This is a genomic window from Zhurongbacter thermophilus (assembly GCF_026184435.1).
Taxonomy (GTDB): Bacteria; Coprothermobacterota; Coprothermobacteria; order Coprothermobacterales; family JAADFF01; genus JAADFF01.
This window is the reverse complement of record NZ_CP046447.1, coordinates 957,188-971,879: the sequence shown is the minus strand read 5'-3', so window position 1 is coordinate 971,879 and position 14,692 is coordinate 957,188. Positions and strand designations below refer to the sequence as shown.

The window sequence follows — 14,692 nt, the reverse complement described above, 5'->3', positions numbered from 1 at the left end:
GTGGGGAGGTCTTAAGATGTCGCGTCTTGATCGTTATATCGATCCTATTATTAGTATGCTGCTATACTTTGGAGAAAATGCTGCCAAATATTCTGAGGCAATAAGAAAAAATCCCTCTCTTATTAGTTTGATGACTCCCGATATCATAAAGTCCGAGATAGCCCGTGCTATGGAAGATGTAGAAGATGAAAAATTGCAGAAGTCACCGCTCGAAGTATTCATGGAGATATTTGGTATTACCGAAGAAAGTTTGGCTCAAATGATTGCTGACTATTTCGGTTATGATTTAATTTCTAAAGAAAAGATATTAGAGATTAAAGAAGAAGTTGAATCCATGGGAGAGGAACTACTGCTGAATAAGATACCTCGAGAGAAAGCCGAAGATTATGGAGTATTGCCCATACGTATACTAGAAAATCCAACCCCTAGTGGTTCTGTTATTAGAGAACTAGAAGTTGCCTTTGCCGATCCATGGAATCTTGAGGCAGAAGACTATATTAAGAGAGCCTTTGAAGGTCAGTTTGATACTATACGAGCTTACTATATACCGGAAAAAGATTTTGACTATATTATTCAAATTGTTTACGGAGCCAGATTAGCAGATATAGGAGATATTGATATTTCAGAAGAGGAACGCAGAGCGGAAGAGGAAGTTTCTGGACCTATTGTAGAGTTTGTTAATAACATGCTCAGAACAGCTCTTCTTGAGGGAGCCAGTGATATACATATTGAACCCTTAAAAAATTCGCTTCGTATTCGTTTTAGGGTAGATGGTACTCTGAAAGAGCATATAACATTTAATGAAAATGTTGCTTACTATAAAAGGAGTATAGTTGCTCGTATTAAGGTTATGGCAAACATGGATGTCACCGAACATAGAAAGCCACTCGATGGCCGTTTCACTACAAAATTACCAGGTAGTAGCATTAATGTTGATGTTCGTGTCTCCACACTTCCTACTGTTCATGGAGAGAAGGTTGTGCTGAGGTTGCTTCGAAAAGATCCTTCACTTCTTAATCTTGATAATATTGGTTTTGAACCTGATGTCCTCCAGAGTTTTAGAACGCTTATCCATCAACCATACGGTATGATACTTGTTTCCGGTCCGACAGGTTCAGGTAAATCTACAACACTATATGCCGCTCTCAATGAGCTTAACGATATCTCTGTTAATATTATGACAGCCGAAGATCCTGTAGAGTATGAAATGCCAGGAATTAATCAGGTTCAAGTTAATCCCAAGGCTGGTTTAACATTTGCTACTGCATTGCGATCTTTTCTAAGACAAGATCCAGACATCATTCTTGTAGGTGAGATTCGTGACAAGGAGACAGCTGAAATTGCTATGCACGCTGCTTTGACAGGTCACCTTGTGCTTTCTACGATTCATACCAATGATTCGTTTTCTGCTCCCATGAGACTTATTGATATGGGTATAGAGCCCTTTCTTATAGCATCATCTTTAATAGGTGTTTTAGCTCAGCGACTTGTTAAAAGGATATGCGATAGTTGTAAAGCACCTATAGGTAAACCAGAGATGCCACTGGCTCTGGAAGAAGCAGAACAGAGTTTAGTCCAGCTTGGTTATGAACCACGATATTTTAAGGGTAGAGGTTGTCCTAAATGTAGTGGAACAGGATATAAAGGGAGGTTGGCTATACATGAACTGTTGGTTGTAGATGAGGATATTCGAAGGCTAATACTTGACCGTGCTTCAGGAGCTGAAATAAAGCGAGTGGCAACAGCTAAGGGAGCTCGTACACTTCTACAAGATGGTATGCTAAAAGTGTTCAAAGGACTTACTACCGTTGATGAAGTTACAAGAGTGGTTTCTTCACTTGAGGTGTAAAGGGGGGATATTATGAAATATGACATTGTAGAACTGCTCCGAGAGATGCAAGAGTTGGGAGCTTCAGATTTGCATATTACTGTTGGTAGGGCTCCTGTATATCGTGTCAATGGTGAATTAGTGACATATGGCGAAGACAGATTAACACCTGAAGATACGAGAAATATTGTGTATCAGATTATGAATGAAGTTCAAATACAGAAATTCGAATCTCAAGGAGAAATAGACTTTTCGTTCGGAATTCCCGGTCTAGGTCGTTATAGGGTTAATGCATATAGACAGAGGGCAACTGTGGCGGCGGCACTCCGTCGTATACCATTTGAAGTTCCGCATATAGACGATTTGGGGCTGCCAGATGTCGTTAAAGATTTAATCCACAAAAGACAAGGTCTCATTCTTGTTACGGGGCCTACGGGATCAGGTAAATCTACTACCCTCGCCGCGATGATTCAGCAGATTAATATCACATATCCTTATCATATTCTGACTATTGAAGATCCTATAGAATATGTGTTTAGACATGGTAAGTCTATGGTTAATCAAAGAGAGGTTGGGGCTGATACTTTAAGTTTTGCCAATGCCCTTAGGGCCGCTCTTCGTGAGGATCCCGATGTTGTTATGGTTGGTGAGATGAGAGATTTGGAGACCATTCAAACGGTTTTGACATTAGCGGAGACCGGTCATCTTGTGTTTGCTACAGTTCATACGAATTCTGCTGCTCAAACGATCGACAGAATTGTAGATGTATTTCCACCTCACCAGCAACCTCAGGTAAGAATACAGTTGGCATCTGTTCTTTTGGCGGTTATTTCACAGAGATTGCTTAAGAGAGCAGATGGTAGAGGAAGAGTTTTGGCTGCCGAGATTATGATTGCCAACTCTGCCATTAGGTCTCTTATTAGGGAAGGAAAAACACATCAAATACTTAGCCATATCCAGATGGGTGCTTCTGAAGGCATGCAGCCCATGGATAAGGCTCTTGCTATGCTTGTTAAGAGAGGACTTGTTGATTATGATGAGGCCCTTCATTATGTGCATTCTCTTAACGACTTTAACCGTTATCTTGGCATGTAAGGAGATGATGATTCATGCCATATTACAAGTATGTTGCGAAAAAAGGGGCATTTGGAACAGTTAAAGGGGTTATTGAAGCCCCTTCTCGTAGGGTAGCTTTGGAAAAACTTATGGATATGGGAATAACGCAGGTTCTATCCCTAAAAGAAACAGTTCAAACATCTTCGTCTGGAAAGGTATTCAGGAAAAAGGTTTCTCTCAAGGCTTTGACTCTCGCTACTCGACAGCTGGCTACAATGATTGAATCAGGTATGCAGCTTGTAGAATCTCTTGATATTGTTGCACAACAGATACAAGATCCGTATTTGAGACAGGTATTTACTGAAATTGCTAACATGGTCCGTAGAGGCGATACTACCTTTGGTGATGCTCTTGCTATGTATTCTGGAGTTTTTCCGCCTATGTACCCTAACATTATTAAAGCAGCCCAGGTGACAGGCCATCTGGAAAAAGCTTTAAATGACGTTGCTACTTTGCTGGAGAAAAATATGACTATTAGGCGTAAGATTAAAGGTGCTATGACGTATCCCATAGTTGTTCTCAGTATTTCTCTTGCTATATTTTTAGGTATTGTAATCTTCATTATTCCTAAATTCGAACAGATGTTTAAGGATTTTGGTATTAAGAAGATGCCAGCTCTTACGACATTTATGATAGGTTTGGCAAGATTTATTATTAAATATTGGCCATGGATGGTTGGAGTAATAGTTCTTATATTTGTCCTTAACTATTTTGGTATGTTGGGCTTCAAACTTGGAGGGAAATATTGGCACAGGTTAAAATTGAAGATGCCATTGTTTGGAAGATTAACCCGTACGTCTATTTTAGCTCAATTTGCATCGAACTTTGCCACAATGGTAAGAAGTGGTATTTCGCCTACAGAAGCACTTGACAATTTGAAAGATGTTATGGGTAATAAAGTATACGAGGAGGCTATTGCCGATATCATTTCTAAGGTTAAAGGTGGTAGCCGTATATCGGCAGCAATGAGTCAATATCCCGATCTATTTCCCCCTATGTTTATCAATATGGTAAGAATAGGTGAAGCATCTGGTTCTCTTGACAAGATGCTAGAAAAGATGGCTTCGTATTATGAAGAGGAGGTTGATGCAGCTGTAGAGGCGTTAGCTTCTGCTATGGAGCCAATTACTGTCCTTGTTCTTGCTTTAATGGTTGGTACTGCTATTGTTTCTATATATTTGCCAATATTCAGCATGATAAGTCAGATGAATCTATAAGGAGGGTAACCCGTGTATTACATAATTTTGCTACTTATATTTTTAATAGGTGCTTCAATTGGTAGTTTTCTTAATGTTGTTATTTATCGTATTCCTAGAGGAGAAAGTATTGTTTATCCACCGAGTAAATGTCCTTATTGTGGTCATAAACTTGCTTGGTATGACATGATTCCAATTCTTAGTTATATTATGTTAGGTGGAAAATGTCGTTATTGTGGTAAGAGAATTTCACCTTTGTATCCTGCTATTGAATTTATCACAGGCTTGTGGACGGTAATAGTTTTTGTTCTTGTATTTCCACAAGGTATTGATGCCTTTGTTGAGGTGCTGGTGTTTGGTTATTTTGCTATAGTGCTCAGCGTTATAGATATGCAACTTTATATACTTCCAAATAAGATTCTCTTGCCTATGGCTGTGTTTGAAGTTGCATGGACTTTGTTTGCTTTTGCTTTAGGCTGGGAAACTCTGCTAGATATTAGAAATCGTGTTATTGGCTCTCTTGTTTTACTTGTGTTTTTCCTTATTATTTATTATCTTGTACCCGATGGTATGGGAGAGGGAGATGTTAAATTATCCCCTATCATTGGTTGGTTTTTAGGTTTTCCTAAAATCGTACCATGGTTTTTTATAGCCTTTGGTTTAGGTGCTTTGGTTGGTATTGTTTTTATGCTCATGACGAAAATATTTAAAGGTGAATCAAAACATGTTGTTCCCTTTGGTCCTTTTATGCTCTGGGGTGCTGTTTTGGCATGGTTTTATGGTATACCCATTATTTTGTGGTATAGACGTTTGTTCTTTATATAAAGGGGGGCTAGTGTATGAGATCAAGTGTGATTGGATTAGACCTTGGTGATCATTTCATCAAGGCGGTGGAATTGGTGAAAAAAGGGAAAAAGCTGCTTGTATCTGAGGTTGCTCATTTTCCTGTTCCTAAAGGGGCTATTGCCAATGGACTTCTGGTAAATCCAGAAGTGTTTAAGAGAGCAATTTCCCAGGTGCTTGAAGCCTATGTGTTTCAAGGGAAGAATGTTGTTATGGGTGTGCCGGGAGAACAGACAATTATAAAGATTATTCAGGTGCCGGCAAACATATCTCAGAAAAAACCTGTTATGTTTGAATTTATTAGAGATGATATCCAGTCAGAGTTATCCACCCCAGTAGAAAAATTATATTTCGACTTTCAGGTGTTGGGTACGCGAATGTCCGAAAAAGGTAATGTTTATGATGTATTATTTGCTGCTGTTAAGAAAGAACATGTAGATCCTTATATTGAAGTGTTTAAGTCCTTAGGACTCAGTGTTATTGCGGCTGATGCGGAGTTATTGGCTGAAGCTCGTACACTATATCTTCTTACCAACGAAGAAGACCTTGAGCTAACGTACGTGCTTCTTAATATTAGTAGTAAGACAACTACGATCAGCTTTTTCGAGAACGGTACGCTTGCATATACTCGTCTTATCGATATGGGAGCAAGTATGTTTGTTAGACAGGTTAGTGAGTTTAAAGGTATCAGCGAAAGAGAAGCAGAGTATCTTCTTAATCAAAGAAATATTCTGGAAGAGGAAGAAAATCAGCAACTGAAAAATATTATTGCCGGAGCTATGAAAAGTCTTATTAGGGAGATTCATAGGGTAATTGCATATTACCAATCTAACATTTCCTCTGGTGGGGGTAAATTTACAGGTATTATTTCTGGTGGAGGAGCCCTTCTAAAAGGATTTGATACATTGCTTTCCGAAGAGTTAGGATTTCCTATTACAAAAAATAGAACTCTTTCATATCTTGAACCAATGGATGCCGAAAGACTTCATTCGGATGTTTTGTATGAAATATCCCCGCTTGTATCTACGGCCTTTGGTCTTGCTTTGTGGGAATATGTTGATATGCTGCCAAGCTTGGCAGGAGGAGGGGATTCTCGATGAATATGAAGAAGAAAGGTAGTAGTAACTTTACTGTTATTCGTCTTAATTTATTAGATGGTCCTAAGTTTATAAGAAGACAAGTTGGCATAAGTTGGACTACTTTCTGGGTATCCGTTATTTTAATTATTGTTATGACACTGGCTCCTATTATTACTATGAAGATGGTAAATAAATCTCTTGCTAAAAAAATCGACTCTCTAAACAGCACTTATGCCTCATTGAAGCCCAAGGAAGTCAAATTTAATCAGGTAATTAAGCAGAAGGAAACTATTATGAAGTTTATTGATAATACTTATACCATTATTGATATGCAACCTAAATTATCTATTGTGCTAGATGAAATAAGAAAGCGTTTGCCGAAGGGATCTACAGTTCAAGGTGGTATAAATCTCTCGGTTAATGGAGATAGTGTAAGGCTTTCCCTGAAAATTGTATCCGATAGCTATTTGGATGCTCCTCAGCTTATCGATGCATTTGCTGCATCGCCATATCTCTATGTGAAAAATGCTAAGGTTTTGCCCATAAATCTGTCTTCTATCTCCCAGTCTCAAGAAAACGAGTGGACTTATAGCGTAAATCTACTATTGGGCTGGAAACAGAATGTGAAAGAAGGTGAGAACAAATGAAGTGGTTTGAAGAAAATAAACATGTTATTGTCATGTTGCTTTTATTGGTAGCTATTTTTGTTCTCTACAAATATATGTCTTCTGAACTAGACACGTATCGTACGAATATGACAACAGTTGATGTTCTCACAGAAAAAAATCGTCTTATTAGTCAAATAGATGAGAAGAAGTTGGCAGAAGAAGTGGAAAAACTTCAAGAGATAGCCGATAAGGCTTCTGTACTTTTTATTGATGGTAGCAGGCCAGAGTATGAGATTGATTCATTCTTGTTTAAGTATGTGAAATCTCTTATGGAAAATGTTGGTGCTTCTGAATTTAAAAGTGTAAAAGTTAGTAAAATTGCTAAAGACAAAAAGAATCCTATGTGGGGTATAGTTATTGTTAGCGTTGATGGTGTTAAGGGCCCCAAAACATACAACGGCGTTATAAATATGCTTAAGCGTATAGAAAATGCGGATAAGATGATCATGTTATCCAATGTTAGCATTAAATATTCCCAAGGAGAAAATTATCCATACACTTTATCATTTAAAATGCAATTTCCCGTTGTAGTAATGGGAGGTGAAGGGAAATGACTGAAAAAAGTTGGGTGTTATTATTGATAGTATTGACAATTATTAGTCTTCTATTTTCCACATCGATTATCTTTACAGGAGGGTATAATTCTTACATATTACGCATGGTTAGTAAATATGAGACCCCAGATGCCCAGATAAAAGTTTTGCAAAAACGATATGCAATTGAAAAGCTTCAGATACCAGAAGATAAGATAAAAGAAATAGAAAATGTTGTTGCTCAGCGTTATCATATACAAGTAAAAGAACAGGATCCTACAGATGTGGGAGTAGTGGATCCATTTAAAGGAAAGTGAGGGATGTTTGTGAGGGAGAGGGTCGAAACTCTTAGACAAAGGCTCAATCTTGTGGAGGGGGAAGCTTATCTAACAACAACCTCTCATCACTTGTATTACCTGACAGGATTTACTGGAGGAGAAGGCTATCTTATTATTACCGGTGAAAGCATTAAGCTTCTCGTTGATGGTCGCTACACGACTCAGGCAGCTGATGAAGTTTGGGATGGTGTAGAAGTTATCTTGTTTACCAAGATTTGGGAAGAACTTCCAAGCTATCTCAAGGAAATTAAGAAATTGTGGATTGAAGAAAATGTAATTACAGTAAAATTCATTAATAAGCTTAGGGAGATTGTTCCTTGGATTGAAACTTTCTCAGGTGCTGACGAGTATCTTTACAAAATGCGTATGGTTAAGGATGAATATGAAAGAACTCTTATAGAAAAGGCTATAGATATAGCTCAAAATGCATTTTTGAAAACGTTAGAGATTATAAGACCGGGGGTAACGGAAAGAGATATAGCATCTGAACTGTGTTACCATATGCGTAGATTAGGAGGAGATAAAGAGAGCTTTGACATTATTGTTGCCTCTGGTTATAGAGGGGCACTTCCACATGGGGTAGCATCCGACAAAAAGGTTAAGGAGGGAGAAGTTATTGTTATAGATTGGGGTGCCTTTTATAAGGGGTATGTATCTGACCTTACCCGTATGGTTGTTGTAGGAAAAATTTCTGAAAAGGCCGAAGAGGTTTTGCAGGCCGTTAAAGGTGCTCAAGAAACTGCTATTCGTGGAGCTAAATGTTGTATGACTGCTAAAGAAATTGATGCTCTTGCAAGGAATTATCTTAAAGATAAGGGGCTTGCTGAGTACTTTACCCATTCACTTGGTCATGGTATCGGTATAGAAATACATGAGATGCCCCGTGTTTCTTATATGTCTGATGAGATAATAGATAAGAATATTATCTTTACTATTGAACCTGGTGTTTATCTGCCAGGCGAGTTTGGGGTTAGAATTGAAGACGATGTTATGATGACGGAAAACGGGGTTATTGTTTTGTCTTCATTGGATAAGATATTTAGGCTCTGATATAATAAGAGTAGTCATAAAACATAAATAGGAGGGATGTATAGTGATATCTACAAACGATCTGCGTTCGGGTGTTGTTATAGATATCGATGGAGTGCTGTATAGAATCCTTGAGGCACAGCATGTTAAACCTGGCAAAGGTTCTGCATTTGTTAGAGTAAAAATGAGAAGACTTAGCGATGGGGCATCTATTGAGACAACATTTAGAGCTGGTGAGAAAGTTAAACAGGCGTATCTTGAAGGTAAGGATATGCAGTACCTCTATAATGATGGTGATACCTATTATTTCATGGATACATATACTTATGACCAGGTAGGTATCCCTGCAGAAATTGTTGGGGATGCCGCTAAATTTATGAAAGAGGATACCACAGTCCGCATCTTTTACTACGAGGGTCAGCCTCTTTCTGTAGAACTTCCTACTTTTGTTGAACTTGAGGTTGTAGATACCGATCCTGGTCTTAGGGGTGATACTGCGGCTGGTGGAAGCAAGCCAGCAACATTGGAAACAGGTGCTGTTGTTCAGGTACCACTTTTTATCAAGATAGGTGATGTACTGAAAATTGATACTCGTACTGGAGAATATGTAGAGAGGGTGCGTTCCAAATGATAAAGAGGCCCCAGGCTTCTACAAGTGCATATGATGTGTTGAGGGCAACGCTTGTTGCCCTCGTTCCAGATATTGATGGTGTTTCCGGTGTAGTAGGTGGAATGGATGCTATTACTATAGAGGAATTGGATAAAGATATTATCGAAATTGTTGTACCTATATCTGTTTTTCCAAATGCTAAGGTGGAAAAAATTGTTAACAAAGTTTCTTCATTTGTGGAGAAGGTTGTTGCTGGTACACTTGGTATGAACTATATTGTGCGAGTGGTGGTGCTTGTAGAGGATGTCTCTGAGTAATAAGTATTTTCGCAAACTAAGAAAAAACTTACTAACGGCGTTATATGCTTATGAAGTTGCAGAGGTTAAACCTTCTCGCAAAGAGGTTCTTGCACAGGTCATGGCAGATTTAAAACCATCTAGTAAGTTGAAAAGGCATGCTAAACGTATTATTGCAACAGTTATTGATAAGAGGGATATTATAGATAATATCTTAAGAAATCATATAAAATCCACCCTTTTTGATAGAATGGGAGATTTAGAAAAGACGATTCTCCGTATAGGAGCTGCAGAGATATTATTTTATAGGCATCTTGTACCCATTGCTGTTGCTGTAAATGAGGCTGTTAATTTGGCTAAGCTCTATGTTGATGATAAATTTGCCTCTTTGGTCAATGCAACATTAAAAGGGATTGCCGAAGAGGTAACAGGTAGTCATGCGAGTCAGAAAGAGAATAAGAGTTAAAGGTATTGTACAAGGTGTTGGATTTCGCTGGTTTACCAGAAAATATGCCAATCTTTTGGGTATAGGTGGATTTGTAAGAAACTTACCCGATGGTTCAGTACTTGTTGAAGCTGAGGGAGATCCTTTTGCTGTGGAGGCTCTCATTGAGAAGTTAAAAGTTGGACCTTCTCATGCTGTTGTGGAGTCTCTAGAGATAGAAGATATTGCACCGAAAGGTGAATATGTGTTTCGGATAGAATACTAACGAGGGGGATACTTGTGATAAAGAAGGTTGGTATAATTCACCATCCTACTAGGAGAAAGGCTCTTGATATAGTAAAGTCCCTTCATTCGGAATTTGAAAAGGCCGGTGTAGCTATTGCTTATTCTATAGCTCTTGAAGATTGGCGTTCAGTGAACTTACAAGCATTTTCCTCTGTAGATTTAGTTGTATCCGTTGGAGGAGATGGAACCGTTATCCGGGTCTCTCACCTGATACTTGATGCCAACTGTAGGATACCTATTTGGCCAATAGCTGCTGGTGAGTTTAATTTTATGCCAGATCGTGTTAATCCTCGAGATATCCACAAAGCAGTTTCTCGCTTAATTAGTGGTGATTATTTTTTGTGGAATCGCCCTGTTATGCAGGTTATGAATTCTACAAGTAATAAAAAGTTGTTCATAAATGATGTTGTCTTTGTAAAAGATAGACCTCTTGATATTCTGGATATATCGGTATTTATTGAGAACGAGCATATAGGTTCCATTAAAGGGGATGGACTTGTAATTGCTACATCTGCCGGTTCTACAGCTTATTCCTTGTCAGCCGGTGGACCAATAATTGATAGTAATGCTCCTGTATATGTACTGACTGCTCTTAATCCTCATCATATTACTATTAGACCTATAGTTGTATCTGATGAGAAGACAACGAATATATGTATTGGAGATAAACCGTGGCATTTGCTTATAGATGGGTTATCCGACATATTATATACGAAGAAAGCGTGTTTTGATATTTCAAGGATGGAAGATGTGGTTTTGTCTTATTTACATGTAACCGGTTTCTATTCATGGGTAGACAATATTAGAGAGAAATTTCACTGGGGTAGTCGCTATGTTGAAAGCGATAACAGTTGATATTCCTTCTTTGAATTTTCATGGGGATTTAGAGTTTTCGAGTGGTCTTAATGTAATTACAGGAGAATCAGGTAGTGGTAAATCTTTAATACTTGAAGCAATTTCTCATGTCTTTGGAAAAAAGACACCTCGATTTTCTAAGTTAGATCGATATACCATTAGTGCCATTATTGATATTTCCGATGAAGTTGCATCTCGTCTGTACAATTTAGGCTATGAAATAGATGCTGGAGAGGCATCTATTTTTATTAGTAAAAAGGAGAGAACGACTTACCGTATCAATGGAGTTCTTATTACCTGGAATTCTGTTAGTTCATTGTTAGGTAGCCTGTTTTCTCTTGTGTCAGTTGATGAAAGGCAGCAGCTGAGAAAAGAAGCCTTTCGTCGTCAGCTGATTGATCGCTTCGTAGATGTCTCGTTGCTAAAAGAGTTAGAGGTTGTATACAACAGTTATCTTGAGTTGGAAGAGTCTATTGCGGCTGCGGAAGTGAATCTGACACTATTTAAAGAACATTGTGAAAGCTTAAAAGAACTTCAAGAAGAATTTAGAGATGTATTGGATTATATAGATAGGTATGATGAGCTTCTTGTTTTATCCGAGAAGCTTAGGCAGGCAGGGAAGGTATTGGAAAAAGCTAAGTATCTAAGGAAACTTTTGAAAGCCGATGATATGTCTGTATGGCATATCTTGGGAGTAATAGAGCCCTTGTTATCAGATTTAAATATAAACATTGATATAGGTTGTGTCTACGATGTTATATCGGATATAGATGAGCAAATTGATGTTATAATTGCTGACCTTGAGTATCCCGAGATGTCACTCGATGAGCTGGAGCATATCATATGGAAGATTCAAAGGTTAATGAGAAAATATGATGAAGACATTGATGGACTGAAACGCCTTATTGAGGAAACCCGGGATATTGATGTTATATTGAGACAGAGAGAAGCAGATTTAATTCAATTGAAAAAGAAAAGGGAAAATCTTCTAAAACGATATGAAAGTCTTTCTGAAAAGCTTACTGAAGATAGATTGGAAGCAGCGAGTACTATAAGAGCTTATTTTCGTAAGCATTCAAAGGACATTCTGGGTGGCATTTTAGATATAGTGATTAATAGGAAAGAAGGTATATACCCTTATGGCAATGACATCGTGGACTTTGTGTTTAAAGTAGGAGATAGAGAAATTCCTGTTTATGAAATAGCCTCTTCAGGTGAATTATCCCGTATCCTACTGTTGCTTTACACACTTGTTCCTCCTACGCAATATGTGATGGTGTTTGACGAAATTGACGCAGGTACTAGTGGTAATGTTGCTTTCCATATAGCCTGGTTTTTGAAAAAACTTTCTAAACATGTACAGGTAATTACTTCTACTCATTCTCAATTTGTAGCAGCTGCTTCGGACACCCATTTTGTTGTGAGGGACCTAGGTATAAGAAAAGAGGTTAAAATGTTAGAGGGGGACCACCGTGTTAAAGAAATTGCTCGTTTAATTGATGGTGGTTCTGAAAGGGCTTATGATGTAGCCCTTGAGCTCATAAACTCTTATAAGAGAGGTGATATGAATGGATAAAGACAGAATTGTTGTTGTAAATCCTGGTTCTACATCTACTAAACTGGGTCTGTTTAGGGCTACAGATACCGGTGTAGAGAAGATTGTTGTTGAAACAATAGATCATCCTCAAGAGGAGCTGGATAAATTTCAGAATGTTCTTGAGGAGAAAGACATGAGAAAGAAGGCTGTTCTAGATTTTATGGCCAAACATGGTGTTACAAAGGAGAATCTTCTTGCTTTCGCCGTTCGTGGAGGACCTGTAAAAGCTATGGAAGGTGGTACTTATGAGGTTAATGAAAAAATCGTAGATGATATTCTCAACTGGCGTGTTGAAGCCCATCATATTTCTCTTGTTGGTATTGTTATCGGTTACGAACTTGCTAAGGAATTTGGTGTAAAAGCCTATTTTACCGACCCTGTTTCTGTCGACGAGTTTGAGGATTATGCAAGGCTCTCTGGTTTGCCAGAATTACCCCGTAGAAGCCATGGACATATGCTAAATTTAAGAGCGGTTGTTCGCAAGTATGCTTCTGAAGTTGGAAAAGATATTAAGGATGTCAATGCTGTTGCCGTTCACCTTGGTGGAGGATTTTCTATTGCCGCCATAAAGAATGGTCGCATTGTTGATATCAACAATGCCAATGAGGGAGGACCATTCCAGGTAGAGCGTGCTGGTTCACTACCTGTTGGAGACCTTGTCAGATACATTTACGATAAAAAGCCTGATAAGGTGGAGACACTAAAGAGAATTGCCGGAAAAGGTGGAATGTATGCTCACCTTGGAACCAAAGATTTTCGTGAAGCTCTTAAGATGGCTGAGACTGATGAAAAGGCCAAACTCATTATCGATGCTATGCTTTATCAGGTTTCCAAGGAAATCGCAGCTATGGCCAGTGTTTTAAAGGGTAATGTTGAAATTATTATCGTAACTGGTGGCCTTGCCTATAACGATTATGTTATCAACTTCTTCAAGCACTATGTTGGGTGGATTGCTCCATTTAAGACATACCCAGGTGGTTTTGAAATGGAGGCTCTTGCAGAAGGAGCATGGCGTGTTATTAAGGGGATTGAACAGCCTAAGGTTTATCAGTAGGGAGGGGGATGTATATGGCATTAAAAGATTTTTCAGCACTAAAAGAACTGGCGAAGTCTCGTAAGGGAGTTAAAGTAGTTATAGCCGGCGGTCATGATAGTGAGGCACTGAAAGCTGCCAATATGGCCGTAAAAGACGGAGTTGCCGAGATTATATTGGTGGCCGATAAAGAGAAACTTGAGAAAACTGCGGGAGAAGAAGGTATAGATATCTCTCAGTTTGATATTGTCTATGCTTCCGATGAGGCGGAGATGGCCGAGAAGGCCGTGAAGATTGTAAGAGAAGGTAAAGCCCATGCTATTATGAAAGGGCTTGTCAAAACGGCCACATTTCTTAAAGCTGTTTTGAATAAGGAGTGGGGTATTAGAAGGGCAAAACTACTTAGCCATGTGGCATTGTTTGAGGTTCCCACGTACCCTAAGGTGATATTCTTAACAGATGGGGGTATGGTTCCTTATCCTACTCTCGACGAAAAGGTACAGATTCTTCAAAATGCCCTGTGGGTAACATCTCGATTAGGGTATGAAATGCCTAAAGTTGCCGTTTTGGCAGCAGTAGAGACGGTTAATCCCAAAATGCCTGCAACAATGGATGCCGCTGCACTGACTGTTATGTCTTGGAGAAAGCAGATAAAGGCTATAGTTGATGGACCACTTGCCCTTGACAATGTGCTTTCTCGTGTTGCAGCAGAACATAAAGGAATAGAGTCTCCTGTTATAGAAGATGCTGATATATTCCTTGTGCCTGATATAGAGGCGGGTAATCTTCTTGGTAAGTCCTTTACATATGCTGCTGGTGGAAAGATGGCCGGTATTGTTGTGGGTGCTACAGTACCTGTTATTGTGCCATCTCGTGCAGATACATATGAAAGCAAATATTACTCACTCTTGGCTGGTATAGCCATGAAGGAGGGATGATAT

At 38.8% G+C, this 14,692-nt stretch carries 17 protein-coding genes; all 17 read left to right on the top strand.

What is annotated here, in order from left to right; genetic code table 11:
• Positions 1 to 16: 16 nt before the first annotated feature.
• From GM182_RS04780 to GM182_RS04700, 17 genes are read left to right on the top strand one after another with little or no spacing between them, the layout of a single operon-like run.
• Positions 17 to 1,849 (top strand): GspE/PulE family protein, encoded by a 1,833-nt coding sequence (locus GM182_RS04780; RefSeq protein ID WP_449185983.1) that lies wholly within the window; start codon positions 17 to 19, stop codon positions 1,847 to 1,849.
• A 12-nt stretch (positions 1,850 to 1,861) separates the two neighbouring features.
• A complete protein-coding gene (locus GM182_RS04775; RefSeq protein WP_449185982.1) occupies positions 1,862 to 2,923 on the top strand; it encodes a type IV pilus twitching motility protein PilT in 1,062 nt (353 codons plus the stop codon).
• Positions 2,924 to 2,937: 14 nt separating this feature from the next.
• Complete coding sequence (locus GM182_RS04770) at positions 2,938 to 4,161, top strand: type II secretion system F family protein (protein ID WP_449185981.1); 1,224 nt, start codon at positions 2,938 to 2,940, stop codon at positions 4,159 to 4,161.
• Positions 4,162 to 4,173: 12 nt separating this feature from the next.
• The gene (locus GM182_RS04765; protein WP_449185980.1) at positions 4,174 to 4,965 is read left to right on the top strand and encodes a prepilin peptidase; all 792 of its coding nucleotides are present in this window, start codon (positions 4,174 to 4,176) and stop codon (positions 4,963 to 4,965) included.
• A gap of 14 nt (positions 4,966 to 4,979) precedes the next feature.
• Positions 4,980 to 6,083: a type IV pilus assembly protein PilM gene (gene pilM, locus GM182_RS04760; RefSeq protein WP_449185979.1), complete on the top strand. Its 1,104-nt coding sequence runs from the start codon at positions 4,980 to 4,982 to the stop codon at positions 6,081 to 6,083.
• The gene (locus GM182_RS04755) at positions 6,080 to 6,709 is read left to right on the top strand and encodes a PilN family protein (RefSeq protein WP_449185978.1); all 630 of its coding nucleotides are present in this window, start codon (positions 6,080 to 6,082) and stop codon (positions 6,707 to 6,709) included. The genes pilM and GM182_RS04755 overlap by 4 nt, the downstream gene beginning before the upstream one ends.
• Positions 6,706 to 7,284 carry a hypothetical protein gene (locus GM182_RS04750; protein WP_449185977.1) on the top strand — a complete coding sequence of 193 codons (579 nt, stop codon included), beginning with the start codon at positions 6,706 to 6,708 and terminating at the stop codon, positions 7,282 to 7,284. The genes GM182_RS04755 and GM182_RS04750 overlap by 4 nt, the downstream gene beginning before the upstream one ends.
• Positions 7,281 to 7,580, top strand: a complete 300-nt coding sequence (locus GM182_RS04745; protein ID WP_449185976.1) for a hypothetical protein — start codon at positions 7,281 to 7,283, stop codon at positions 7,578 to 7,580. The genes GM182_RS04750 and GM182_RS04745 overlap by 4 nt, the downstream gene beginning before the upstream one ends.
• 9 nt (positions 7,581 to 7,589) lie before the next feature.
• A complete protein-coding gene (locus tag GM182_RS04740; RefSeq protein ID WP_449185975.1) occupies positions 7,590 to 8,651 on the top strand; it encodes an aminopeptidase P family protein in 1,062 nt (353 codons plus the stop codon).
• A 43-nt stretch (positions 8,652 to 8,694) separates the two neighbouring features.
• On the top strand, positions 8,695 to 9,261 hold the full coding sequence (efp, locus tag GM182_RS04735) for an elongation factor P (RefSeq protein ID WP_449185974.1): 567 nt from the start codon (positions 8,695 to 8,697) through the stop codon (positions 9,259 to 9,261).
• The gene (locus GM182_RS04730; protein WP_449185973.1) at positions 9,258 to 9,557 is read left to right on the top strand and encodes a hypothetical protein; all 300 of its coding nucleotides are present in this window, start codon (positions 9,258 to 9,260) and stop codon (positions 9,555 to 9,557) included. The genes efp and GM182_RS04730 overlap by 4 nt, the downstream gene beginning before the upstream one ends.
• Positions 9,544 to 10,002 carry a transcription antitermination factor NusB gene (gene nusB, locus GM182_RS04725; RefSeq protein ID WP_449185972.1) on the top strand — a complete coding sequence of 153 codons (459 nt, stop codon included), beginning with the start codon at positions 9,544 to 9,546 and terminating at the stop codon, positions 10,000 to 10,002. The genes GM182_RS04730 and nusB overlap by 14 nt, the downstream gene beginning before the upstream one ends.
• Positions 9,974 to 10,246 (top strand): acylphosphatase, encoded by a 273-nt coding sequence (locus tag GM182_RS04720; RefSeq protein ID WP_449185971.1) that lies wholly within the window; start codon positions 9,974 to 9,976, stop codon positions 10,244 to 10,246. The genes nusB and GM182_RS04720 overlap by 29 nt, the downstream gene beginning before the upstream one ends.
• 14 nt (positions 10,247 to 10,260) lie before the next feature.
• Entirely contained in the window at positions 10,261 to 11,121 is an 861-nt protein-coding gene (locus GM182_RS04715; RefSeq protein WP_449185970.1) for an NAD(+)/NADH kinase, read from the top strand.
• The gene (locus GM182_RS04710) at positions 11,099 to 12,697 is read left to right on the top strand and encodes an AAA family ATPase (RefSeq protein ID WP_449185969.1); all 1,599 of its coding nucleotides are present in this window, start codon (positions 11,099 to 11,101) and stop codon (positions 12,695 to 12,697) included. The genes GM182_RS04715 and GM182_RS04710 overlap by 23 nt, the downstream gene beginning before the upstream one ends.
• A complete protein-coding gene (gene buk, locus GM182_RS04705; RefSeq protein ID WP_449185968.1) occupies positions 12,690 to 13,772 on the top strand; it encodes a butyrate kinase in 1,083 nt (360 codons plus the stop codon). Before GM182_RS04710 ends, buk begins: the two co-directional genes overlap by 8 nt.
• Before the next feature lie 14 nt (positions 13,773 to 13,786).
• The gene (locus GM182_RS04700) at positions 13,787 to 14,689 is read left to right on the top strand and encodes a bifunctional enoyl-CoA hydratase/phosphate acetyltransferase (RefSeq protein WP_449185967.1); all 903 of its coding nucleotides are present in this window, start codon (positions 13,787 to 13,789) and stop codon (positions 14,687 to 14,689) included.
• Positions 14,690 to 14,692: the final 3 nt, after the last annotated feature.